This is a genomic window from Maribacter halichondriae (genome assembly GCF_027474825.1).
Lineage (GTDB): Bacteria > Bacteroidota > Bacteroidia > Flavobacteriales > Flavobacteriaceae > Meishania > Meishania halichondriae.
On record NZ_CP107030.1, the window covers coordinates 3,826,875 to 3,851,426 of the forward strand.

Here is a 24,552-nt window from a genome sequence, read left to right on the forward strand (position 1 = left end):
TTGTGCTATAGCCTAATTCAAAACTAATAGAGATACATATGAAAAGAAGAGATTTTGTCCAATTGTCCGGTCTTGGTGCGGGCGCTTTGATGGTACCTAGTGCCATGATGGGAAATATAATTCCTGTTGAGGCGCTTTTGGCACCCGGTATGGATACGATAGTCAAAAAACGAATGGCGGATGTCGCCTTAAATACGGCGAAATCAATGGGTGCCACCTATGCCGATGCCAGAATAGGCAGATATCTGAACCAGTATGTTTTTACACGAGAAGACAAAGTGCAAAACGTGGTCAATACCGAGTCTTTCGGAATAGGCATACGCGTAATCGCAAATGGAACATGGGGTTTTGCCTCAACGAACAAGGTTACCGAAGACGGTATCAAGAAAGCTACGGAGCAGGCCGTTGCCATAGCGAAGGCAAACTCTAAATTTCAAAAGGATCCTGTAAAGTTGGCGCCGGTATCCGCACATGGAGAGGTTTCATGGAAAACTCCGATCAAGAAAGATTTTAAAGATGTTCCTGTTTCAGAAAAGGTGGATTTATTGTTAAGAGCGAATGCGGCAGCACTTGAGAATGGAGCGAATTTTGTGAATTCGGCCCTGTTTATGGTCAATGAGCAGAAATATTTTGCCTCGACCGATGGTTCTTACATTGATCAAGACATACATCGTATCTGGCCAACCTTTGGTGTAACGGCGGTAGATCAGTCCGCAGGAAAATTCAAAACACGACAAGCCATGAGTGCGCCAATGGGTCTCGGATATGAATATATGGATGGATTGGCTTCTGAGAAATTAGAGGGTGCGGCGGGAATTAAATTATACCGTGGCAGTTATGATATGGTTGAAGATGCTACCCTGGCGGCCAAGCAGGCCAAAGAAATGTTGACGGCAAAATCGGTAGATCCAGGAAAATACGATTTGGTTCTTGAGCCAAACCATTTGGGCCTTACAATTCACGAATCCGTAGGTCACCCAACGGAATTGGATCGAGTGTTAGGTTATGAGGCGAATTATGCCGGTACCAGCTTTGCGACCATGGATAAATGGAAATCAGGCGATTTCAAGTACGGAAGCGATATCGTGAACATAGTTGCGGATAAGACTCAAACAGGATCATTAGGGGCCGTTGGATTCGACGATGAAGGTGTGAAATGTAAGAAATGGGATATTATACGAAATGGTGTTTTGGTCAATTATCAGGCCATAAGGGATCAGGTGAATATGATCGATCAGAATGAATCCCATGGTTGTTGTTATGCACAGAGCTGGAACGATGTACAGTTTCAACGAATGCCCAATATTTCTTTGGAAGCTGGAAAAGAACCTTACTCCATTGCTGAGATGATCAAAGATGTAGAAAAGGGTATTTATATAGCGGGTAGAGGGTCTTACTCCATTGATCAACAACGTTATAACTTCCAGTTCGGCGGTACCGCCTTTTACGAAATAAAAAACGGAGAAATCGTAGGTATGCTAAATGACGTGGCTTACCAATCAAATACACAGGAATTTTGGAACTCATGTGCAAAAATCTGTGATGAGCGTGATTACCGTTTATTCGGTTCTTTTTTCGATGGTAAAGGCCAACCTTCCCAAATTAGTGCCGTTTCCCACGGAAGTTCTACTTCGCGATTCAACGATATCAACGTAATCAATACCGGTAGGACCGTTTAATTCCTAGTTTCACTAAAAAAGATAATACAATGGCAATATATACAGAAGAAGAAGCAAGAAAAATAATGGAAAAGGCATTGGGTTTTTCCACTGCCGATGCTTGCGAAATAAATTTAAGTGGTAGTGAAAGCGGTAATATTCGATATGCACGAAACACGGTATCTACCTCTGGCCATCGATCGAACCAGACGTTGGTGGTACAATCCAACTTCGGAAAAAGATCAGGTACCGCTACAATAGACGAATTTGACGATGATTCTTTGAAGCGCGTAGTAGCTAGGGCTGAAGAGCTTGCTAAACTTTCACCGGAGAACCCCGAATTTATGGCACCTTTGGGACCACAGACGTATGACAACGCTATAAACTATGTAGAGGCTACCGCAAAAATCACTCCCGAATATCGTGCTGAGGTGGCCAATAGCAGCATAGAACCGGCCGTGGCCAAGGATGTAACCGCCGCAGGTTTCTTAAACGATTCCGCAGGTTTTGATGCTATGATCAACTCAAACGGACTTTTTGCCTATAACAAATCGACGAATTCAGATTTTACCGTAACCATGCGAACGAATGACGGTACAGGTTCAGGGTGGGTTACACGTGATTATAACGATATTTCAAAGTTTAATGCTGCCGAGGCTTCAAATATAGCTATCGATAAGGCCGTAATGTCAAGAGAAGCCAAGGCCATAGAACCTGGTAAGTATACCGTAATCCTTGAGCCATCCGCTGCATTAGGTCTTTTAAACGGTCTCGGAAATGCAATAGGTGCCCGTACTGCAGACGAAGGTCGAAGTTTTATGTCTAAAGAAGGTGGTACGAAATTAGGAGATAAGATAGTAGATGAACGGGTACAAATTTGGTCTGATCCGTTACATCCCGAAGTTCCTACCTCGACTTGGAATGGGGCAGGGCAACCCTTGAAGAAAACCGTATGGTTAGAAAACGGGGTAGTAAAAAATCTAGCTTATGATCGTTATTGGGCCGAACAAAAAGGTGTGGAACCGGTTCCGTATCCAAATAACTTCATTATGGCCGGTGGAGATGCCTCCCTTGAAGATTTGATCAAAAGTACCAAGAAGGGTATTTTGGTTACGAGGTTGTGGTATATTCGATCAGTAGATCCTCAGACACTTTTATATACAGGGCTTACTCGTGATGGAACTTTTTATATCGAAAATGGGGCTATCAAACACCCTGTCAAAAATTTCAGATTCAATGAAAGCCCGATAATTATGCTGAATAATTTGGAAACCCTTGGCAAACAAGTTAGGGTAGATGGTAATTTGATTCCCTATATGAAAGTGAGGGACTTTACATTTACCAGCTTATCGGATGCAGTGTAATCCAATATTATAGTACGTTGACTGGTTGTTTTGATTATCTCATTACAGCCAGTTTTCATTTTACGAAAACATATTTGTCTGAAGAAGAATCATTTTAAATGGCCGACAACGCTTTTTTCTTTACTAGATTACAATATGAATCGGGCGATTGGGATGTTGACCAACGAATGCCATCCAATCTTCTGAATTCCTTGGTGGAGTACACCACTTTGGCGGTAGATAAACAAGAGAATATTATCACGTTAGGTAGCGAAGAAATATTTAAATGTCCCTTCTGCTATCTATCCGGTCATAAACTAGTGCAGTTTACCAAAAAGGAGAAAGAGAATTTTGAAAAGTACGTCAATAATGGCGGATTTGTTTTTGTGGATGATTGCAACCACGATATCGATGGGTTATTTGCAAAATCCTTCGAACAGCAAATGGAAGAGATTTTCGGTGAGGATGGATTAAAAAAAATTGCGAACGATCACGAGTTATATAGGATATTTTTCGAGTTCGAAGATGGGCCTCCTACAACCTCTCAAGAACTGAACGGGTGGGGCGATGATCTGGTACATGAATACCTAAAGGCTATTGAGGTAAATGGTAGAATAGGGGTGTTGTACAGTAATAAGGATTATGGCTGCGAATGGGACTACGATTTTCGAAACAAACGCTGGTATAAAATAGATAATACCCGATTCGGGGTGAATATCGTGATGTATGCACTTACATCATAAAAAGAAATTGAATGGATAAAGAATTATTGGAAGTGAAAAGGGAAGTAGAGGCCTTAACGAGCAAACTTACCGATTTAAAAAAAGAGATTGCCAAAGTCATAATAGGTCAAGATGAGACGGTAGAACATCTTTTAATAACCTTTTTGGCTGGTGGGCATGCTTTGTTAGAGGGCGTTCCAGGATTGGCTAAAACTTTGATGATCAAAACCTTGGCGCAAGCTATAGATTTAAAATTCAAAAGAATACAGTTTACCCCTGATTTGATGCCGTCCGATATTATTGGAACCGAAATTTTGGAGGAAGACCATAGTACGGGCAAAAAGATTTTTGAATTCAACAAAGGGCCGATTTTCGCCAATATCATTTTGGCGGATGAAATCAATAGGACTCCTCCAAAAACCCAAGCGGCCTTATTAGAGGCCATGCAAGAATTCGAGGTGACCTATTCAGGAAAGACCTATAACCTTGATAGACCTTTCTTTATTCTCGCCACACAAAACCCGATAGAACAATCGGGAACCTTCCCTTTACCGGAAGCGCAACAAGATAGATTCCTTTTTTACATAAAAATCGGATATCCGACCGATATTGAGGAAACGGCTATTTTAAAAAGCACTACGGGAACAAAAAAAGAATCCGTTAAAACGGTCATTACCGGGGCGGAGATTTTGCGTTTGCAGCAATTGGTAAGAGAAGTTCCCATCAGCGATGATTTAATAAGTTTCGTGAGCCAAGTAGTCCGTTCGACCAGACCTGAAACGACCTCAAGCGACTACGTAAAAGAATGGGTGAGTTGGGGAGCTGGGCCGAGAGCAGGACAGGCCATGATTTTAACGGCCAAAGCCAGAGCGCTTCAGGCAGGCCGCCTGGCCGTAACACTTGATGACTTACAACATGTTGCATTGCCGGTACTTCGACATCGTGTTATTGTAAATTTTAGGGCGGAGGCCGAAGGTATAGACTCCGATAGAGTCACGCGACAACTTTTAAAGACGATTCAATTTTCCGAAACCAGCATATAGCAATCACCAAGAAGTGAAAGACTACCATCAGTTACTTAGACCTGAAACTATAAATAGCGTATCTGGGCTGTCATTGATAGCTAGGGTCATCGTCGATGGTTATCTCTCGGGGTTGAATCAAAGTCGAAGGGTAGGGTCGGGGTTGGAGTTTAGTCAGTATCGGGGCTATGAACCAGGAGACGATATGCGACTCTTAGATTGGAAAATGTTGGCTCGATCGGGTCGGTATTATATCAAACAATCGGAAATTGAAACACATATTGCCGTCAAATTCATATTGGACTCCAGTAAATCGATGTTGCATGAAGAAGATGGCCTTTCGAAACTTGATTTTGTAAAGGTTCTCGTTGCTTCATTGTCTTATCTCTCCCAAAAACAGGGAGATGCCGTAGGACTTTTCAGTGTGAACGACCAGAAATTGTTCAGTCTGAACCCAACGGTGCAAAAACAGCAATTCAAACGGATGTTGCATGAACTGATACAGGTGAACGCCCGTGGCAAATGGCCTGATAATCCTGCGATCTTGGATAAGCTACATGACAGAAGCCATAAAGAACTTATTTTCTTTATTACGGACTTATATGAACATCATAACGAATTGACCGAAATGATCCGGGGTTTGAAAACCTCTCGTAACGAGGTGGTCGTTTTACATATTATGGGCAAAAACGAATTGGAATTTGGTTACAATGGTCCCGCGATTTTCGAGGACTTGGAAACAGGTGAACGAATCAGGGTCGATGCAAGAACAATGAAAAGTAAATACCAAGACACATTGAATGCCATGATATCAGATACTAAAGAACTGTTGTTTTCCAATGGCATTGGTTATCATCTGTTCAATTTGTCCGAACCGATTGAGAATGCCCTGCAGATTTTCTTAAAACAACGTGCTAGGTTGATGTAATATGCAATTTTTATCTCCAACATATCTCTGGGCGCTGATCGCACTTGCCATTCCTATCGCCATACATTTTTGGAGTAGAAAAAAAGTAAGGGTCATTAAGGTTGGTAGCACCCAATTTTTAGAAAACTTAAACCCAAAACAAACGAGTAGCATAAAGCTAAATGAAATAATTCTACTCATCCTTAGACTTTTGAGTATCATGCTATTGACGCTTATCTTGGCCAGACCACAATTTAAAAACACTATAAAAAATTCCCCGATTACCTATCTTATCGAACCTTCATTACTTTTAAATGAGAGAATCACAAAAATGCTGGATTCCATCCCGAAAGAATCGATACGATTATTAGAAAAGGGATTTCCTCCCTATCACCAGAACACTGCAAATAACAGAGCATCGAAAACTCCGGATTATTGGCAACTGGCCATTGACATGGAAGAACTTACCACCGACAGTATCGTTGTTTTCGCAAATGCTTACCAGAGCGGAATAAAAGGTATGCGGCCCGAAATTTCGGTAAACGTAAACTGGATTAGCATCGATGATGGAGAAATCCGCGAAGGAATCGTCGAAGCTGTTGACAAAGAAGCTGAAATAACACTTTTAAAAGTTTCTGGCGATTCAAGATTTTTGATATTTTCAAAGGAAGTCGAGCCGAAAAATAGCGACTTAATCAAAATCACAAATGACGGGGATAGTGTTTTGGTGGAAGATGACGGGCGAAGCGTATCCCTCCCTTTACAAAAAGAAGACCCGATAAAAGTCTCCATAGTCTATGAGGAAAGCTTGACGGATCAGATGCGATTTATTCAATCCGCATATCGCGCTATGGGTACGTATTTGGATAGACAAGTGGAAATTCAAGTTGAAAAAGCCGATGATAACCTGAATACTTCAAATTATGATAACCTGATTTGGTTAACCGGAAAACCATTGAAGAAGTATTCTGGAAAAGCCCTTGTGTATCATCCGGACAGTTTAAGCACTTCGTTGATTACCCTCGGGAATTTGGCCAATGTCTGGCATTTGACGCGAAACCTGAACAGCCAGAATATCATAAAAGAACATGTTGTGGAACAACTGATGGAACTACATTATTTTCACCCCAGATTGAAGGATAGAATAATACCTTACGATGCCCGGGTTTTGGATGTAGCCGAACTGCGCCCTGTAGTTTCAAATCTTAGGAAGAATAAAACCAGTCTTCAGCTTTTCGATATTTCACCGTGGCTATGGGTCTTTTTAGTCATTGTGCTCTTGGCCGAACGCATTATCGCTAAATATCGAAGGCAATGACGGGCTCAGGTAAAAACATATTGATCCAACTACAAAATAAGTGGAAGCTCCGTCTTTGGTTCGAGATTTTTCTTTATTCGTTCGGAGGTACTATTTTAATCTACAGATTAGATTTTTCTCCATGGTTGACAATACTACTTTTCTTGACAATCGCCGGTGCACTGATCATCTTAAAAAAACCTTGGCGATTGACTTTGGAAAAAATAGCCAGTCATATAGATAGAAAACTGGACGCTGTGGAGTACAGCTCCGGACTTTTATTGCTTCCGAAAGAGCAAATGTCCTATTTGGCCATGCTACAAGAGCAAAAGGTCATCAAAGCCTTGAATAAAAACGGCGATGCCATCGTACCTAAAAAAGGTTTAAAATCCGCTATGCTATTTGCGGGAATCTGTTTATTACTTGGTTTTTTGTTTTCCTATTTTAATCTATCCGATAGTTTTACATCTAAGGCTACGGAAGCAGGGAAAAAAGATATAATCAGTTTTCAACCGGCCGATTCATTGGCGCTTAAGTCTTCACTCCCAAAGTTATTAGGTCAGAAGGTTACCATATCCTATCCTGCGTATGCGGGAATCAAACCGCTATTGACTACCAAAATGAACGTTCAGGCACTTGAAGGATCTAAACTATCCTGGGAAATTAATTTTGATAATCATGTAGATAGCGTCTTTATCGAACGCAACTTGGAAAGGTTTCCGATGCAATACAAAGAAGATTCATATTCCAAAACCATGGTTTTGAATGCATCCGGATTTTATAATTTTCGTTTCGTTGACCGAGATGGCGGAAGTTACGTCTCAGATCTATATGCGCTAGAAGCTATCAAGGATCAAATGCCCACTTTGGAAATTCAAGGTCTGGATCAGTTCTCATCCTTTGAATCCGAAGAAAATAAGCAGTTGCAGTTTAAGACTTTGATCAAAGATGATTACGGAATTGAAAATGCCCAAATTATAGCGACGGTAAGCAAAGGTTCTGGAGAATCGGTAAAATTCAGGGAAGAAAAACTTCCCTTTGCAAATTCGATTAAAGCAGGAAGTAAACAACTTGAACTCTCCAAGAAAATCGATCTGGATAAGCTAAAAATGGAACCGGGCGATGAGCTTTACTTTTACATTGAGGCGACCGATACAAAGCGTCCAAAACCCAATACGACAAGAAGCGAGACCTTTTTTGCCGTTATTAAAGACACAACATCCAATCAATTTGCGGTCGAAGGGACTCTCGGAGCCGATTTGATGCCAGATTATTTCAGAAGCCAACGCCAATTGATTATCGATACCGAAAAATTGATTGCACAAAAATCAAAATTAACCAAACAAGCGTTTAATTCTACCAGTAATGAGTTGGGCTTTGACCAAAAAGCACTCCGCCTTAAATACGGTGAATTCATGGGTGATGAAGCTGATTCGGGAATACAGGTTACCCAAGAAGTGGATACCGAAGAACAAAAGGACGATAACCCCTTGGCCGAATATACCCATGATCATGATGGCTCCAATGAACCTAATCTTGTGGATCACGACCATCAAGAAGCGGATGACGATAAGAAAACAGAAGACCCATTACATGATTATCTACACGATCACGATGATCCTGAGGAGTCAACCTTATTTACACAGTCCCTGAAGAGCAAGTTACGTCAAGCAATGGCTGAAATGTGGGATGCGGAACTATATCTGCGATTGTACACCCCGAAAAAATCGTTGCCATATCAGTACAGGGCCTTAAAGCTGATTCAAGAGATAAAGAATAGCGCACGAATCTATGTGCACCGTATCGGTTTTGATCCACCACCCATAAAAGAGGAGGTTCGTTTGACGGGTGATATCGTTGAGGTCGGCAATTATCAAAAAATCGAAGAAATCGGTGTATCGAAACCATATCCGAATATACGATCGGCGATTCAAAGACTTCAACAAATTTTAGTCGATGAAATTTCGATTTCCGAGTTGGATAAAACTCTTTTGAAAAAGCAGGTAGCGAATTGGCCGAAAAGGCGATTTCAGAACCCGGTAAGTACTTAGGAACCCTACAACAATTGAAGTGGTTAACCGAAGATCTTAAAACAACTCCTGAAACACTACTCGAAGTACAACAAGGTTTGCTCAGGGCAATTCCAAAGTCGGATGCAGTTCCTAATGGGGAGAATATGTTTTACGATGAAATCAATCAAATTTTGGTAAAGGAATTGGAGCACTATGATGAATGAGTTCGTTTTTATGAACCACAATTGGATTTGGCCCGTTGTCATCGGTTCCATTTTACTTTTTCTATTTTTCTTCTGGAAGGAATGGTCGAACTCCCCAAAACAAAAAATAGTTGTCAATGCAATCGTAGGCCTAATTACCATTGGCTCACTCGCACTTATGGCCCTAAGACCTGCGATTCCCCAAACTCTCGAAATGGGCGGGGCGGTTTTGCTCACCGAAGGTTACGATCAAAAGAAATTGGACAGCCTTCTGGAATCGGACAAAAACCTGGGTATAATCCGATATGATACCAACGGACCTACATCCCTTAAATTAGATTCCATTACTTCATTACATATTCTTGGTGCGGGGATCGCCCCTTTTGATTTCTGGCGGTTTGCAGAGATATCCGTTACGTATTTGGGTGCCAAAATTCCAAGAGGCATTACAAGGCTGCAATACGAAGAGAAGAATACGGTAGACTCTGAGTTGGTCGTGAATGGTGTATACAACACCCCGACGCCGGGCCATAAAATTATCTTGCAAGGCCCTGGGGAATCACCATTGGATTCGGTGGAATTGAATAGTTCGAAAACTCAAACATTTAGCCTCTCTACAACCCTAAAAGTCGAAGGTAAATATGTATATGCACTGGCCGAAAAAGATGCGTTGGGCACAACCCTATCCTCAGAACCCTTGCCGATTCAGGTTATGGAGCTCAAACCGTTGCGTGTTTTAATCATAAATGAATTTCCTTCTTTTGAGACTAAATATCTGAAGAACTACTTAGCGGAAATGAACCTCGAAGTGATGGTCAGAAGCCAATTGACCAAGGGTAAATATAAATTCGAATACTTTAATAGGTCCCGAACACCGATATACAGTTTTTCTTCGGATAATCTAAAAAACTTCGATGTAGTCATTCTGGATGCCACTTCATACCGAAACTTAACTTCAAGCGCATTTTCAATATTGGTGACCGCGACAAGGGAAGAAGGACTTGGCATCTTTATTCAACCTGATGAAGAATTGTTTCGATTACGGGGTAAAAAATCCTTTTTCAATTTTATTTCCAACAGAAATACTGAAGTTGTATTGGGCGAAAGGGAGAGAATCAAATTGGAAAGTTATCCTTATAGTTTTGATAAAGAACTTTTATTGGAACCCATCCAAAACTCAAAAGGCAATATTTTGTCGGCGTACCGAAGACTTGAGCGGGGTAGGGTAGGCACAACGGTTTTAAAAAATACCTATCAATTGTTTCTTGAAGGCCATTCAGATGTTTATAGACGATTATGGGCCGATATTGTTGGTGGCATCAGTAAGAAACCGATACCCAATGCCCTTTGGGAGTCCGGCAAAATGATGCCCGTTCAAAATCACCCCTACCCTTTTAAAATCAGAACTTTTTCGCAAAAACCGCAAATAGAAAATGGGGTAGGAAGCCCTATTGCCCTTATCAATAATCCGGATATACCAAGTCTTTGGAAGGGTACTATATATCCTCGCAGAAAAGGGTGGAACAAACTGAGCCTTGAACAAGACACCACAGCATTTGATTTTTATGTAATAGATTCTACACAATGGAAAACACTTCGTATGAACCAAACCATGGATGCGAACCGTATATATTTTCAACAGGCATCGAAAAGTATTACCAAAAAAGAAATTTTGGCGCCAATTGAACGAGTTTGGTTCTTCCTAGTCTTTATTTTGGGGATTGGATATTTATGGTTAGAACCAAAATTGCGCACTGATAGGGCAATAAAATAAGGCCCTGTCTCTTGGTTTGATTTAAACACTGTAAAGTTTAGACAAACGAACTAGTAATATTTATTGGAACGGGGCACTTAAAATAAGTAGGATATGATTCCGTTACCTAGTCACGCCCCAAGTAAAAAAAGTATGAATTTCCCCACTTCTGTTTTCTGTATTTTTTTGATATTCCAAATTTTTATGGCGGGTTCTTGTTCTAAGGACAAGGATACTTTTGGCCCTGAAAGCGTACAACCTGAAGCACCTATCATAGAATCAAGGAAAGAATCAGGTGAACCAGATGAACAAGAAACGGAAGAGCAGGAAGAAGAACAAGAAGGTCATTCAGAGGAAGAGGAAGTAGAAGAAGAAGGATCAGCGGAAGAACAGCCTCAAGAAGAGACCATGCCTGAAGGTCAGCAAGAAGAAGAACAGCAAGAAGCGCCGGAACAGGAAGGCCAACAAGAGCCACCACCTTCAGGACCTACAAAATCAGTGGAAGAGATTACGATATTTCCACAGAACCATCCGTTGCACGATGATGTTTTGGGGGCTTCTGTTGATGATAATTCTGATGCGATATTGGAACACATCGGTCTACAAACGAACATTTTTGCAGATTTTGGTAGTGGAACCTATCAGGGTGAACCCATCGGGATTCCTTATGTCTCTGTAGGAAGTGATCAGCCTAAAGTGCCTATCGTATTTAGGGGAAATGGAACCGATGGTAATTACGGGCACCAAAGTGAAAAAGGCCCTTTTCCAATTCCCTTGGATGCGCCGGTAGAAGCGGCATTTGTAGGAGATGGCCATGTCATTAGCGTGGATGTCGATAACGGAATGCTTTATGAACTTTACAATGCCCAACAAGTCGGAAACGGCTGGGAAGCTTCCTCGGCCGCCGTCTTCAATCTGAATACGGTCGAGTTCAGGCCTGAAGGATGGACCTCGGCCGATGCGGCCGGACTCCCAATTTTTCCGTTGCTCATACGTTATTCAGAAGTGGCAAGTGGTGAAATTGATCATCCCATCCGGTTTACATTGTCCCGAAATAAAATTTACGAAGGGTATATTCACCCTGCGAGACATTCGATTCAAGGTGAAGTCGGGAATCACCTTTTACCTTTTGGGGCACGACTGCGGCTTAAGGACGATTTTGATATCAGTGGTTTTTCCCAAGAGAATCAAGTTATTTTAAGGGCATTGAAAAAATACGGACTGATTTTGGCCGACGTTGGTGTTGATATGTATCTCAAAGGAGACCCCAATGAAAATTGGAACAATGCCGACCTTCGAGAATTGAAAACTATCAAAGTAGAAAATTTTGAAGTCGTAGAAATGGGTCAAATCAAGACCAATCAATAGCCCCCTGACGACTTTACTATTGTTCCTTTGTCCTTCTTTAAAAGCTATTTCCCGTCGAAAAAGTGAATGTTCTGAACCGTATTCTCAATATTCCCCTTTGAAGAGGCCCCAAAAAGAATCGATTCAATATTGGGCAGTCCACAAACATATTCTATGGCTTCTTTAGGCGCAATCGCCCCACCGCCTAAAACCTGCATGGCAATAGCCCTGAATTTTCTTTCTTTTAGTGTTTTTTCATAAAGAGCCTGTCCGCCCGACATTCTGAAATCGGCCTTGTTTATCGAGGCACATATAATCGGATTGGTAATACCCACACCTTCCAATGTATCCAATAACTTTGGCATATTCATCGTAATAAATCCCGCCTCGGCATTGTATTTTTTGACTACGTGGTCATGAAATCCTTTCAAAAGGTCTACCATGCCCAACCCCAATAATAAATCTGTGATTACATTTTGCAAGAAAATTACAGGAGTTTGTACGCCTTTAAACATTTTCATTTCGGCATCGATGAGCAATTCCATGATAGAAACGTAGTCTTTCGAAATAAAAGCTTTGCCTCCTTTGAACATTGTGCCGAATAGATTTCCGGGCACATATTGTTTTATGGTACCGGCAATGCCCAGTTCGGTCATGGCATTCGCATATTTATGTGCATAGGGCATGCACGGATAGATTTTGAAGTCTTTATATTTTTCGGGATTAGCTCGAATAACATCACAGATCTGGGCAATTCTATCGTGTGTTGTACACATAAAAGTAGTAATACCCGCGTCAATGGCGTAGTCCAATGTTCTAATGATAGCATCGTTGTTCTTGAAACGTATGGCCTGCTCCCTAGATTTGGAATCAGAGATATGGTTGACCGCAAAAAATTGATTGTCGCCGTATAAAATTCTTTCCATTTGAATATTAGTTTTTTGCATTCATTTTAATAATAGAAATAGCCCTGTCGGTGTGCCAAGCACTTCGAAACGTATTTATCGTATTCGGGACTTTTCCTAAAACCGCTTTTACGAAATAATCTATCTGGGCCGAGTATTCCTCTCCTCTGAGATAAAAATCCACTTGCTCGGTCAGGTCGGTGATATACTTTACGTTCCAACCTTTCGAATAATCTTCTGGACAGTCTTTATCCTTGAAATAAACTTTTAGTTCGTTCGCATCGGAAACGATTTTTCCTTTGGTTCCCATTATAGTAATTGAAGTGGACATTTTACGATAGGTCTCATCGCTCCAATTGACCGATAATACACCTGTGGTATTATTTTCAAGTCCAAGTAATGCGTAAACGGCATCATCGACGTTCGTCGAATACAATGATTTCAACAAAGCGCCTTGTGATACGGTCACCGGTGCCAAAATATCATTGATTAAATCGATGACGTGCGAGGCATAATCCATCAAGCAACCTCCGCCCTCGGACGGGTCTGAGCGCCAAGTATCTTGCTTCTTTTTTAGAACGACGGGGCCATACGCCTCTCCGACAAAATGTTGTATTTCCCCTAAACTTTTGTTTTCTATCAGTCGCTTTACTTCTTTAAAAGTTCCGATGAACTTATTGTGATAGCCAACCTGGTTGATACGGTTTTTGGACTCTGCAAGTTCCGCTAATTCCTGTCCTTCATCTGAAGAAAGACAAAATGGTTTTTCCGTAAAGACGTGAATATTTTCGTTCAACAATTCTTTGACGAAGGTGTAATGAAACTTGGTAGGTACGGCCACAAATACCGCATCGGGCCTTGCTTCTTTAATCATCTTCTTATAATCGGTAAAGCAAGGAAAGGGACTGTATTTCTGAAGTGCCCCAACGACAAGTTTTGAAGTGTCACAAACCCCGACGACTTCCACATCAGGGTGTGCACCGAGGATTGCCAAGTGCGATATTCCCATTTTTCCTGCTCCTATCAAAGCAACTTTTACCATGTTTTTTTTAGTTTTAATAATGCTATTATTTGTACTGGTTGGATTCTATAATTTTCGTATGTACTCGTCAAGATAATCGATAATAACCTCTTTTTTTGAAACATAGGGCGATGGGGTGTACGCATCGATTCGGTTCAAAAGTTCTTTCAACAAATTTTCTTCACGCCAAGGGAGTATATAGTTGAGCTCCGCAAAGGTATCAAGCAATTCCACTTGATGGTCATCGACCATTTCGTTGTATTTGGCCCTTCTAGCTATCGCGATAACCTTTTTTCCAATTTTATTCCTTTTATCAAAGATCCTGTTCCTGCATGCGATATGATCAATCTAGCTTTTGAACAAAGCTCGGTCAGTTCATCAGGTGCTATAAAAGGTCGAATTTGCATAAAGGAACTCTCAAAAGGGGTATGCCCACTTTGGACGACAATCTCTTCATTGATGATTCCCTTTTTGCATAAATCTTCCAATTCGAGCAGCGGTCTTTGAAATTCAGTAGGGAAAGTCCCCAACATCACTACGATCATATACCTTTTATTTAATCAATAAATACCGCCCAGATAGACTGATTTCTTATAATGCTTTTGAACCTCTGGCCATTGTACGATGAATTTATCGACGATGGGGTAGGCGATGTCCGCCGAAAAGGCTTTGGAGTTAATGCGTGCAAACGATAATATCCAAACCACTTTCGCCATAAAAAGTTTGCCCAAAAAACACATCGGTAACGCTGTATGGCTTCCCGTGGTGATAATGACTTTAGGATAGTGTCGAATCAATATTGTAAGTGATAAAAAGGAATTCACCAATAACGTCAAGAAAAAACCTAGGTCTCTTTTTTTCCTTTAGAGCGCGCCTTTAGGTATTTGATATTATATTTTTCACGTAAAGGTAATGTTGTGGGTGATTCTTCGGTCACCAATAAATAGTCATATTTCACGAACAGACCCTTAAGTTCCAAGATTTGGGCCAAATGACCGCCATTGGAACAGATCAGTATTATTTTCTTCTTTTTCACTTCTTGTTTTTCACTCATCTTCAAAGCATTAGCCCATTAACTCAGTTTTGGTTGTAGAAATTCTTGTACCACAATTCAAGCGACAAAAGTATAAAAAGGTGCTTTTTATAATCTTTTTTACGTGCTACGTGCATATGGACCATTTTTTTGATAAAAGAAATATCAAAATAATCGCGACTCAATGACTGCGGACTTTCTATCAATTCAATCAACGATTCAGAGAGCTCTTTCTTGAACCAGATACCTACCGGGGTTTCGAATGCCCTCTTTTTTCTATTGATGATAGACGCCGGAAGCCATTGTTCGGCCGCCTTTCGATGTACATATTTGGTGACTTTTCCTTTAAGCTTCAGTTCTATCGGCAGACTTTCTATAAAATTGATGAGATCGATATCTAAAAACGGCACTCTGTTTTCAATCGAATTCGCCATTGTTATCTTATCATTAAAAAGCAATAGATTATCGGGCAACATGGTGCGCGTATCTAAATACAACAACTTCGATAACGAGTCGGCCTTCGGGTCTGTTCTGTCGAAATGTTCTTGGAACAAAGGTCGTTGGCTCTCTGTAATCAAGTGGTTTATTTCATTCTTGTACAGTTTTTCTTTTTGGTCCGGAACGAACAGTGTATAAATGGCAATAAACCGATCAAGTTCTTCCTTGAATTTAGAGGAATAGACGCCTCTATCGATACTACTGTTATTCGGAAACGCCTTCGAAAGTAACGATAACGGCATTACGGATAATATTTTCTTGTAATCGGTCAAGAACTTTTCGCCCCTGTATCTTTTGTAGCCCGCCATGGGTTCATCTGCCCCTTGTCCGCTCAATACTACCTTAACGTGTTTTGAAGCAAGATTCGAAACATGATAGAGAGCGGGTATCGTTGGTTCTGCGATAGGTTCTTCGGTATGATGGAAAGACCGGTAGAAATAATCCATATACTCTTCGCGATTCATGAATATTTCATGATGATCGGACCCTATGATTCGAGCTGTTTCCTTGGCATCATCCAATTCATTAAAGTTTCCTTCGCCCTCAAAACCAACGGTAAAAGTATTTATCTTGTTGGTTGATTTTTGTGACATGAGGTACCCCAGTACTGCAGAATCGATACCTCCACTCAAGAGAAGCCCTACCGGTACGTCGCTCAAGAGTTGTCTTTCAACGGATTGCTCTAACAAGCGTTTATATTCCGATACGGCCTCTTTTTCGGATATAGAGTGATCTACCTTTTGTTTTTTAGGCCAATAATTGGTCAATGTTATATTGGTGGTGCTGTCAAACTCTAAATAAGTGGCCGCTGGAAGTTTTTTTATGTCCTTAAACAGTGTTTGTGGTGCGGGATTGTACCGCAGCGTAAGAAATGTATTCAATGCCGTTATATCCAGTTCTTTTTTGTAGGCCGGATTTTTCTTAATGACCTTGATTTCAGAACTAAATACCAATTTATCGTCCTTGGTAAAATAGTATAAGGGTTTCACCCCGAAAAAGTCCCGAGCCAAAAAAACCTTTCCAACTTTTTTATTTAAAAGTGCAAAAGTGAAAATGCCATTGAAATCTTTCACGCCCTCGATTCCGAATTCCCTTAAATAGTACAGGATCGTTTCAGTATCTGATTGCCCTCTGAATTTTACATGTGTCAATCTAGTGCGTAACTCCTTATGATTATAGATTTCGCCGTTGAAGACAATACAGAAATCGCCACAATCGGTATACATAGGCTGATTGCCGGCTTCGGAGAGGTCTATAATCGAAAGTCGCGTATGACCGAAAAACAGGTCATGGCCAGCACACTTGTCTTGAATCAGGTTTTTATAATCGGGGCCTCGATGGTCGATAAGGTCAATATCGGCCATGGTCAAGGTACTATTGATGCTTCCTGCGATTCCGCACATATTGGTTTAATGGTTTAGTGTTTTCTTTTTTCCGTACTACCTTTTCTTATTGATAAGATCGTGGTAGATTACCTCCAATTGGTTTGCTTTCTCAAAAGATCCAGATTTTTTCTTGCGTGTTTTTTTGCGTTCTCTCCGATTCTCTTTCTCAATCCCATATCTTTTTGTAGCATGGTAATTTTGTCCGCAATATCATGCGAATCGTGCTCTTTTACAAGAAAACCAGTTGTTCCATCACTTATTACGGATGGAATGCCACCATGCCAGGTCGATATGACCGGCAATCCACTTGCCATGGCCTCTACGACCGCCCCAGGAATACCTTCTTTATCATTTTGTTTTGTAGTGATACTGGGGTGTACAAAGATATCGGCGTTTTTCAGTTTTTCGTTAAATTCCGGTCCGTGTTTCAATGGGCCATAAAAATGGACTAGATTCGAAAGTCCATTTGATTCAATAAAATGGGTCAGCTCTTGTTTATGAGATCCCTCACCGACTAGGTGGTATTTGATTTTTATATTCGGTTCATCAGTAACTAACTTTTTCAGCGCTTTAAGTACGCTCATATGGCCTTTGACGGGCAAGAGACTAGCGATAGTAAGAAGGTTCAATACTCCGTTGCTCAGTTCGTAATCCCTTTCCATTTCAAATTTTTTGGTGTCTATGCCGTGATAATGAATGTGCAATTTGTTTTCAGGACAACCCAACTCGACCAAATCTTTTTTCATCTCTTCGGTCATCGGCAATATTAAATCGTATTCGTCGAATATTCTTTTATAGTACGACTTGGCGAACGGTCCTATTTTCTGTGGTATTACCGATACATCATAGCCATAGGCCGAGCATATCTTAGGAATATTCTTGTTTTTGGTAAAGGGAAGAAAAACCGCAGCATCGGTCAAGTAATGACCGTGAATCAATTGGGGCACGATTTTATGGAATTCGTTCTCGAAATACTTTTTATGCGACTTTCTCAAGACTTTAGTGCCAAAGGATAACATTTTTAAAGGTGCATAAATCTTGGCGTTCGCCTCGAGAGAACCCAAATATTGTATCGTGAACACGCTGTGGTCGAATGCATCTATGGCATTGATCTGGTTTACGATGAAAGTCTCGGTCGGACTCGTGAATTTACGCTCTAAGTGTAGAATCATGTTTGGAATAAAGATTAAGCAATAGTACTGATCAATGCCCGTTGTAGTATATTTTCTCCTGAAATGATAAATGTATTTTCTTCATTTGCGACATATACTTGAACGTCGGTGAATTTCTGTGGCTTATAGAAAACCAGGTTATAGATGGTTGGACGAAGAAGATCAAATGCTTCCGAAGCTCTACTTAAAGCGGGCAGGCTGTTCACATCAATGTGAGACCCATTTAAATCCTTTAATGAAACTTCTATTTTCTGGAGATTCTTTTTGGCAGACAGTTTAAAGAACTGTTTTAGTTTCGAATAGACCACGTTTACTTTTTTCCGCCTCAGATACTCTTTTAGTTCATAAAAGTAGTTCAAACAAGTTCCTAATAGTAAAGATTTCAATGCGCCGGAATCATAAATAACATGATTTTCGAAATTGTAGGTATTGTTGGCCCACCTTAATTTATACTCGTAAGTACCTTTTGAAAAGTCCAATGTGATGATATCGTTTTGTAAGCACCAGTCTACCATTTTCTTTATCATAATATGCCCTACATTAAATTTTCCATAATCGGAATCAAAAGCGGTAATCGCAAAAAAGAGATATTGTTTGGTTGTGAAGCCTAGTGCAATGTTTACTGGAGAATTATCGGCCGAAAGGATAAAAAGTTTGGCCTCCTTACTTTTGAGCATTTCGTAAATCAATTCTTTATAAAATATTTTATCTTTTAGTATGTCGTTGTCCTTACTCAAATCGACCCATCTTTTTTCCAATAAGGAAAAAAAAGAACCTATTATACTTTCGTAGTCTTTTGGAGAAATATCCTCGCCATAAACTCTAAAATCTACATCAAAACAGCTTTCGAGTTTTCTAATATGTTTTCTTAAGTTGTTTTGACTTTTTTTAGAAGAATTTTCAGCTAAATAGTCGTCAGCATTTTTGCAGCCGGACATATCACAAGAGTATCCCTTATACTGGACGAACTTTTTAATCCTTAACCTGTCGATGTCAGCTTCTTCAGATGAATGAAGGTGTTGATGTACATCGTTTAGTACCAGCACCTTTTTTTGAAATCATTTTTTGTTTCATCAAGCCCATAGAAAATACCGTTCGTATCATAATGTCCCAAATTACGATACACCAGAGAAAACCTGTTTTTTACAAAAGACATTGGTTCAATAAATCGAAATTTATAAATAGGAGATGTATTGGCAAAGTGTTTGTGCCAAATGGTAGTAAAAGTATTTCCGAAAAATGGGTACATAAAAATTTTATTGGAATTATCAGGAACGCACTCGGAACTTGCGAAAAAAAGAGGTCATCACTTTACTTTTGTTCAAGGTACCGTTGAAATACATTCATTATTCATTTTACGCTCAAAGAAACTTTCTAATCGGCATATTTATGGATCAATGGAATAAACTTTGTTCGAACCATTCTTTCCCAGGTATCCTCGGAATAAAGTTTTTTTATTTTTTCGCTAGTGAATTCACTTTTTCTTTGGTTCATCTTTTTTAGTCCTTCATAGAAAGACTCGGCATTATCCTTCACTAGTTCTCCTGCCACGGGCAAAACAATTTCACTGTTGGCGGCGGTGGCCGTAGCGATTACCGGAAGACCTGAAACAAGGTATTCATAGGTTTTAGTAGGGGGCTGGTTCTGAAAATACGGGGTAATCGGTACATAGGCTACCCCAATATTCGCTTCTTCAAAGTAGGGGTACAAACCTTCTTGATGTATAAAACCGGGCGTAAAAATATAGTTTTCGAGTTTATTCTCCTTTACGTATTGTCGTATTTCTTTTAGTTCATTTTGCAATGTGTCGCCAACGATAACAAATCTTGATGTCTCATCTTCTTTTAAAGCATTATTTTCCGTTATAAACCGATGAAACCCTTTGACACAGTTAATCACATTTCTATTTCCTAGGGTGCCTACATACAAGAGTGAAAGTTTATCGAAAGATTTTTCTTTTTTAGAAAAGCAATTGCCCCCCATTGTGAGAATATCATATTTATTCACCCTCAATTTTTTGGCAAGTCCTGAATTTATTAGAACAATATTTTTGAAGGCTCTCAACTCAAGCTTGACCATCGTATCGAACAACCATCTTTTTAGCTTTGAATAGGTCACACCCATTGTAATGACATAGAGGATAAACTTGGTCTTCGGATTCAGCAGACGAACCAAAGAAATGCCCTTGATATAATTTGCAAAGACAATATCGTATCCTTTTTGTATCTCTTTATGGGCTTTGTGCAACAACCTTAGATTTCGAACAATGATATTTGATTTGCGACTGACGTATAGCACCTTGATACCGGGCAACTCAATTTTCGGGTCTTCATAGTCCCATCCTAAATAAGTAATATCGAATTCGTCACGTGAAAATTCACAATGCTTGAATACCGCGGTAGTATAACCGAACTGCCAAAAACCCAAGATGAGCAATCTCTTTTTTTCTTTCATTCTATTTCTATTTCAGGGACTGAAATAAGGTTTTTCAAATTCGAACCTATCGTATTTCAAGGTACAACGAACACCTAGCTTCAACGTATTTTGAGATAGTACCGGCCAGCTTTTCTTGATTGATTTTCGTAAAAAAAACCAAAAAGTTTTAAACCCGAATTTTGATGCTTTTTTGGCAAAGAAAAAGAATTGATTGCCCAGAACCTTACGAAGGCTTTTCTTATCATAGATTTTAGCTTTATTATTGGCTCCTTCGATTTTCTGTAATAATGCATATGCCGAAGTAAACTCATCAAAATCCCCAAAAATTTTTTCGGAACAAATTAATTGGTATGTTCTAAGATCCTGTTCTGTATAATTTAGGTTCAAGCCTTTTAAGGCCCTTTTATAAATTGTTTTTTGTATTTGATACTGTCGCTCTTCAAGGGCTTCGAATTGTTTCATGATACTGGTCTCTGAATCACGATACATATACAGCAGTTCTTGAATATTGGCAAATTTTAAGTGCTGCACACAGCGAAATATGAAATCATAATCTTCACTTATAGGCAGTTCGGTGTTGTACCAAAGATCATGTTTTCTGATTTCGGACATACGGAGCATAGCCGTCGCATTCGGAATGGTGGCGGGTCTGAAGAGCAATGACGCCTTGATATCTTCAGCATTTGCGAGGGCTTTTAAAACACTAGAGGTGTGCGAACCTTTGAACCTCCTCAGCCAAGTGCCACAACCCCCGTAGTCAGGGTTTTTACTCAAAAATCCAACTGTTTTTCAAACCTTGTGGGAAGGCTTACATCATCGCAATCGGCCCAGCACAAAAACGCTCCTTTTGCCTCTTTTAAACCTAGATTTCTATTATACGGAATACCTTGGTTTTTTATATTGTTGATGATTCTAATCCTATTATCTTGATACGATTTTATGATATCTAAAGACCCGTCTGTCGATCCATCGTTAATGATAATCAGCTCAAAATCGGCAAAAGTCTGCCTTAAAATACTATCGATGGCCTCGCCGACGTATCGCTCCCCATTGTAAATGGGCATTACCACTGTCAAAACAGGAATTTTCGTCTTATCCATTTTTTGAGAAGTAGCGTTTTCATCGTTATTTTCAATGTACTCTTCTTGTAATGGTCCTGCACGTCTGGTATAGCCGACCATTTGATACATATAAAGCACAAAAACAGTTATCAACAGGTAATCATGATGGTACGTAGTGTACCACGTTAGGCTGGTCATTAACAAGAACCAGAAATAGTATTTCAAATAATAATAATCTTTGGGTACAGAAATAATAAAACTCATGATCCAGATAAGTGCAAAAGCCAAAATTGCCAAGATTCCGAATTGTGCATAGACCGTGATAAGACCTACATCTGAAAGAAAATAATATTGTTCTACTCCCAGCATATTCACAAAAATACCATAGTTGGAAACACCTGAGTATGGAACGCCGTTTCCAAATATTGCAGGTATGGTATCCGGTGAAAAATCGAACAAGAAATATTCTCCGGCCAATATCCGTATATAATCACCCCTTCATCCGCATCGTTTTGGGTCGATTCTATAAGACCTTCGATAACTGGAATTTCCAAATTTGAAATAATGATTACAGCTATGACAGAAGAAACAAGAATGAGCGTTTTTTTTGTGATACTGAAATTGCGGATGGCATGATATAAATAGATCAGAAGTATTCCTGCAATGAATTGTCGGGTAACCTGTAGAATTGGTATTATAATGCCGAAAAGGGCCATGACTAACCAAAACCATTGATGTCTACTTTTAGAAGTCAGCTTGTTAATGGCTATAAACGAGGTCAGCACAAAAATACCGCCTCCAGGAAAAATAATTCGAACAATACCTCGTGTTGTAGTAAATTCATCGCCCCATAATGATTTGCCGAACAAAACGGTCGGAGCATTCATTAATTGGAAGAAATATAACAGTATATATATCACGCCATATACAACGATAATTTTCTCAAGGGTCTTCACAGGAAATTTTACGCTCAGCAAATAGAAAAAGAAAATAACGACCAAGTACGGGGCGGTTGCGATCATACTATGTACTGCGCTCTGTTCCCAAAAAAGGTAGGCCATGAAAATTGATATCATAAAGGAGACGAACAGTAATTGTACGGGAAATACAAAGCCCCGGTTCTTAGGAACTATATACGGTATCGATACTGCAACTGCCATTATCGTGTAGAGATATAGCGCATAGTGGATTATGGAGTCATCTATAAATTGGGCATCGAAAAACTTTATGGAAACGAGTACCAAGAAAAAAATAAATATTATTTGAAGTTTTCTTGTCATTTAACCTGAATCGATTTGTAGGATTTAAACAGATATGTTGCTATGCCCATTAAAATCAATGTTGATAACAAGAGTTTGTAGCCCAAAGCCATATCGTAAGGTAGAAAATACGAAATCAAGAACAAGGATATTCCCATGGCCCAAATAAAGCCATTGTGCTTAAGTTCTAAACCGAGCGTTCTTTTAAAAGTTAGCCAAACATATATCAAACAGGCTCCGAAAGCGATGACATAACTATACGACAGACCGAGGGCTCCATATTTACTGCCATAGTATAGGGCCGGGGTACATATGAAAAAGTAAACAATGCCGAATCTAAGAATCAATTTTTCTTTGTTGGCGGCCCCAAGAATCACACCGATAAGACTATCTATTGAGGTCAGGAATAAATACCAGACCTGTATTTGGCATACGGCCACGGCCGGAAGGTATTCCACGGGAAATAATAAAATGACCACTTCCTTGGCAAATAGGGTAAACAAAAAACAGAATATCATGGATGCCAACATGAAAAAGCGAAAACCTTTTGAAAGATAATTGTTGAATTTTATTTTGTCCTTTACCCAAAGTGCCGATAAATTCGGAAAAATCGCCGTCAACATCATCGTAATGATCAACGAAAGTGGACCTATCAATCTTTGTGACAAATTGAAATATCCTATTTGTTGGTTATCTGAATTTATGTCCAAAAAGTTGTTGGAAAGACTTGTTAACGGCAGCATAATAAGTATTAGCACGAAGTAGGGCCAACTTTCTTTGATGAGTTGTCTTGTTGAGACCATGAAATTCTGTACCCTACCGATCAATAGCTTGTGATACTTAAGAAAAATAAGAAAAAGTACCGCTTTGAGAAAGGTCACGGCAATATAGAGCGAGAAAATAATGGTGATGTCTATTGCTTTATTCGGAAGGAAAAAAATAATCGAGAACCAAATAACACTATAGATCAAATTGATCATTGACGACGGAAACATTTTTTGGTTTCCCATGAATATAAGTTCAAAAAGGCTGGCAAAACAACTGATAAGGGTAAATACGAATATGAGTGCCAAATGTTCGTTCGAGAGACTGCCTAGAAAATGATTGTAAACGACATAAATCAAAAAGAGCACTATAATTGCAAATGACCTTACAATACCTCCGTTTACCAAAAGATCGTTCGTCTGTATCGGTTCGCGGGCGACGGTTCTGATTACGATATTGCGATTACCAAGGTCTCCTATTTTCAATAAAAGTGACCCTTGCGCTATCAAAAAAGTAAATAAACCGTAATCATTGGGGTTTAATATACTGGTAATTTTCAAGATGGTGACCAGTGCAATGAGCTGTGAGATTACAGTGCTAACGGTTAGATAAGAAAAATTTCTGAAGACAATATTGTTCAGTAATTTTTTAAGCATCAGGAAGCTTTTTTAAGAGCCGAAAAAAGGCTATGGTGAACAATTTGCTTTTGAATAAAATTTTTAGCCGTATCATCGAGCTATCAAAGATGATACG

The 24,552-nt window shown here is 39.8% G+C and carries 24 protein-coding genes; 10 read left to right on the forward strand and 14 right to left on the reverse strand.

Annotated elements, in window-relative coordinates; translation table 11 throughout:
- Positions 1 to 38 precede the first annotated feature (38 nt).
- From N8A86_RS17800 to N8A86_RS17845, 10 genes are all read left to right on the forward strand, one after another.
- Positions 39 to 1,679: a TldD/PmbA family protein gene (locus N8A86_RS17800; RefSeq protein ID WP_273566594.1), complete on the forward strand. Its 1,641-nt coding sequence runs from the start codon at positions 39 to 41 to the stop codon at positions 1,677 to 1,679.
- A 29-nt stretch (positions 1,680 to 1,708) separates the two neighbouring features.
- Positions 1,709 to 3,022 (forward strand): TldD/PmbA family protein, encoded by a 1,314-nt coding sequence (locus N8A86_RS17805; RefSeq protein WP_273566595.1) that lies wholly within the window; start codon positions 1,709 to 1,711, stop codon positions 3,020 to 3,022.
- A gap of 98 nt (positions 3,023 to 3,120) precedes the next feature.
- The gene (locus N8A86_RS17810; protein ID WP_273566596.1) at positions 3,121 to 3,744 is read left to right on the forward strand and encodes a DUF4159 domain-containing protein; all 624 of its coding nucleotides are present in this window, start codon (positions 3,121 to 3,123) and stop codon (positions 3,742 to 3,744) included.
- An 11-nt stretch (positions 3,745 to 3,755) separates the two neighbouring features.
- Positions 3,756 to 4,766: an AAA family ATPase gene (locus tag N8A86_RS17815; protein WP_273566597.1), complete on the forward strand. Its 1,011-nt coding sequence runs from the start codon at positions 3,756 to 3,758 to the stop codon at positions 4,764 to 4,766.
- A gap of 13 nt (positions 4,767 to 4,779) precedes the next feature.
- Positions 4,780 to 5,673 carry a DUF58 domain-containing protein gene (locus N8A86_RS17820; RefSeq protein WP_273566598.1) on the forward strand — a complete coding sequence of 298 codons (894 nt, stop codon included), beginning with the start codon at positions 4,780 to 4,782 and terminating at the stop codon, positions 5,671 to 5,673.
- A 1-nt stretch (position 5,674) separates the two neighbouring features.
- Positions 5,675 to 6,970, forward strand: coding sequence for a BatA domain-containing protein (locus tag N8A86_RS17825; protein ID WP_273566599.1), 1,296 nt, complete (start codon positions 5,675 to 5,677; stop codon positions 6,968 to 6,970).
- Positions 6,967 to 9,000: a DUF4175 family protein gene (locus tag N8A86_RS17830; RefSeq protein ID WP_273566600.1), complete on the forward strand. Its 2,034-nt coding sequence runs from the start codon at positions 6,967 to 6,969 to the stop codon at positions 8,998 to 9,000. The genes N8A86_RS17825 and N8A86_RS17830 overlap by 4 nt, the downstream gene beginning before the upstream one ends.
- A gap of 14 nt (positions 9,001 to 9,014) precedes the next feature.
- Positions 9,015 to 9,185 carry a hypothetical protein gene (locus tag N8A86_RS17835; RefSeq protein WP_273566601.1) on the forward strand — a complete coding sequence of 57 codons (171 nt, stop codon included), beginning with the start codon at positions 9,015 to 9,017 and terminating at the stop codon, positions 9,183 to 9,185.
- Entirely contained in the window at positions 9,175 to 10,938 is a 1,764-nt protein-coding gene (locus N8A86_RS17840; RefSeq protein WP_273566602.1) for a hypothetical protein, read from the forward strand. Before N8A86_RS17835 ends, N8A86_RS17840 begins: the two co-directional genes overlap by 11 nt.
- A gap of 132 nt (positions 10,939 to 11,070) precedes the next feature.
- Positions 11,071 to 12,285 carry a hypothetical protein gene (locus N8A86_RS17845; protein WP_273566603.1) on the forward strand — a complete coding sequence of 405 codons (1,215 nt, stop codon included), beginning with the start codon at positions 11,071 to 11,073 and terminating at the stop codon, positions 12,283 to 12,285.
- A gap of 44 nt (positions 12,286 to 12,329) precedes the next feature.
- Here the strand turns inward: N8A86_RS17845 and N8A86_RS17850 are convergent, their stop codons facing one another.
- The 14 genes from N8A86_RS17850 to N8A86_RS17915 all read right to left on the reverse strand — a co-directional run bounded on the left by N8A86_RS17850 (position 12,330) and on the right by N8A86_RS17915 (position 24,455).
- The gene (locus N8A86_RS17850) at positions 12,330 to 13,190 is read right to left on the reverse strand and encodes a hypothetical protein (protein ID WP_273566604.1); all 861 of its coding nucleotides are present in this window, start codon (positions 13,188 to 13,190) and stop codon (positions 12,330 to 12,332) included.
- Between the two features lie 7 nt (positions 13,191 to 13,197).
- Positions 13,198 to 14,211: a Gfo/Idh/MocA family protein gene (locus N8A86_RS17855; protein WP_273566605.1), complete on the reverse strand. Its 1,014-nt coding sequence runs from the start codon at positions 14,209 to 14,211 to the stop codon at positions 13,198 to 13,200.
- Positions 14,212 to 14,256: 45 nt separating this feature from the next.
- Positions 14,257 to 14,442 (reverse strand): hypothetical protein, encoded by a 186-nt coding sequence (locus tag N8A86_RS17860; RefSeq protein ID WP_273566606.1) that lies wholly within the window; start codon positions 14,440 to 14,442, stop codon positions 14,257 to 14,259.
- A 23-nt stretch (positions 14,443 to 14,465) separates the two neighbouring features.
- Positions 14,466 to 14,735 carry a hypothetical protein gene (locus N8A86_RS17865; RefSeq protein ID WP_273566607.1) on the reverse strand — a complete coding sequence of 90 codons (270 nt, stop codon included), beginning with the start codon at positions 14,733 to 14,735 and terminating at the stop codon, positions 14,466 to 14,468.
- Between the two features lie 15 nt (positions 14,736 to 14,750).
- Positions 14,751 to 15,014, reverse strand: coding sequence for a glycosyltransferase family protein (locus N8A86_RS17870; protein WP_273566608.1), 264 nt, complete (start codon positions 15,012 to 15,014; stop codon positions 14,751 to 14,753).
- Positions 15,015 to 15,034: 20 nt separating this feature from the next.
- A complete protein-coding gene (locus N8A86_RS17875; RefSeq protein ID WP_273566609.1) occupies positions 15,035 to 15,244 on the reverse strand; it encodes a hypothetical protein in 210 nt (69 codons plus the stop codon).
- A 23-nt stretch (positions 15,245 to 15,267) separates the two neighbouring features.
- Positions 15,268 to 17,124, reverse strand: coding sequence for an asparagine synthase (glutamine-hydrolyzing) (gene asnB / locus N8A86_RS17880; RefSeq protein ID WP_273566610.1), 1,857 nt, complete (start codon positions 17,122 to 17,124; stop codon positions 15,268 to 15,270).
- 68 nt (positions 17,125 to 17,192) lie between these two features.
- The gene (locus N8A86_RS17885) at positions 17,193 to 18,278 is read right to left on the reverse strand and encodes a glycosyltransferase (protein WP_273566611.1); all 1,086 of its coding nucleotides are present in this window, start codon (positions 18,276 to 18,278) and stop codon (positions 17,193 to 17,195) included.
- Positions 18,279 to 18,292: 14 nt separating this feature from the next.
- Positions 18,293 to 19,324 (reverse strand): GNAT family N-acetyltransferase, encoded by a 1,032-nt coding sequence (locus tag N8A86_RS17890; RefSeq protein WP_273566612.1) that lies wholly within the window; start codon positions 19,322 to 19,324, stop codon positions 18,293 to 18,295.
- 328 nt (positions 19,325 to 19,652) lie between these two features.
- Positions 19,653 to 20,732 (reverse strand): glycosyltransferase, encoded by a 1,080-nt coding sequence (locus N8A86_RS17895; protein WP_273566613.1) that lies wholly within the window; start codon positions 20,730 to 20,732, stop codon positions 19,653 to 19,655.
- A 12-nt stretch (positions 20,733 to 20,744) separates the two neighbouring features.
- Complete coding sequence (locus tag N8A86_RS17900; protein ID WP_273566614.1) at positions 20,745 to 21,488, reverse strand: hypothetical protein; 744 nt, start codon at positions 21,486 to 21,488, stop codon at positions 20,745 to 20,747.
- The gene (locus N8A86_RS17905; protein WP_273566615.1) at positions 21,485 to 22,144 is read right to left on the reverse strand and encodes a glycosyltransferase family 2 protein; all 660 of its coding nucleotides are present in this window, start codon (positions 22,142 to 22,144) and stop codon (positions 21,485 to 21,487) included. The genes N8A86_RS17900 and N8A86_RS17905 overlap by 4 nt, the downstream gene beginning before the upstream one ends.
- 2 nt (positions 22,145 to 22,146) lie before the next feature.
- Complete coding sequence (locus N8A86_RS17910; protein ID WP_273566616.1) at positions 22,147 to 23,055, reverse strand: hypothetical protein; 909 nt, start codon at positions 23,053 to 23,055, stop codon at positions 22,147 to 22,149.
- Positions 23,052 to 24,455, reverse strand: a complete 1,404-nt coding sequence (locus N8A86_RS17915) for an oligosaccharide flippase family protein (protein WP_273566617.1) — start codon at positions 24,453 to 24,455, stop codon at positions 23,052 to 23,054. The genes N8A86_RS17910 and N8A86_RS17915 overlap by 4 nt, the downstream gene beginning before the upstream one ends.
- Positions 24,456 to 24,552: the final 97 nt, after the last annotated feature.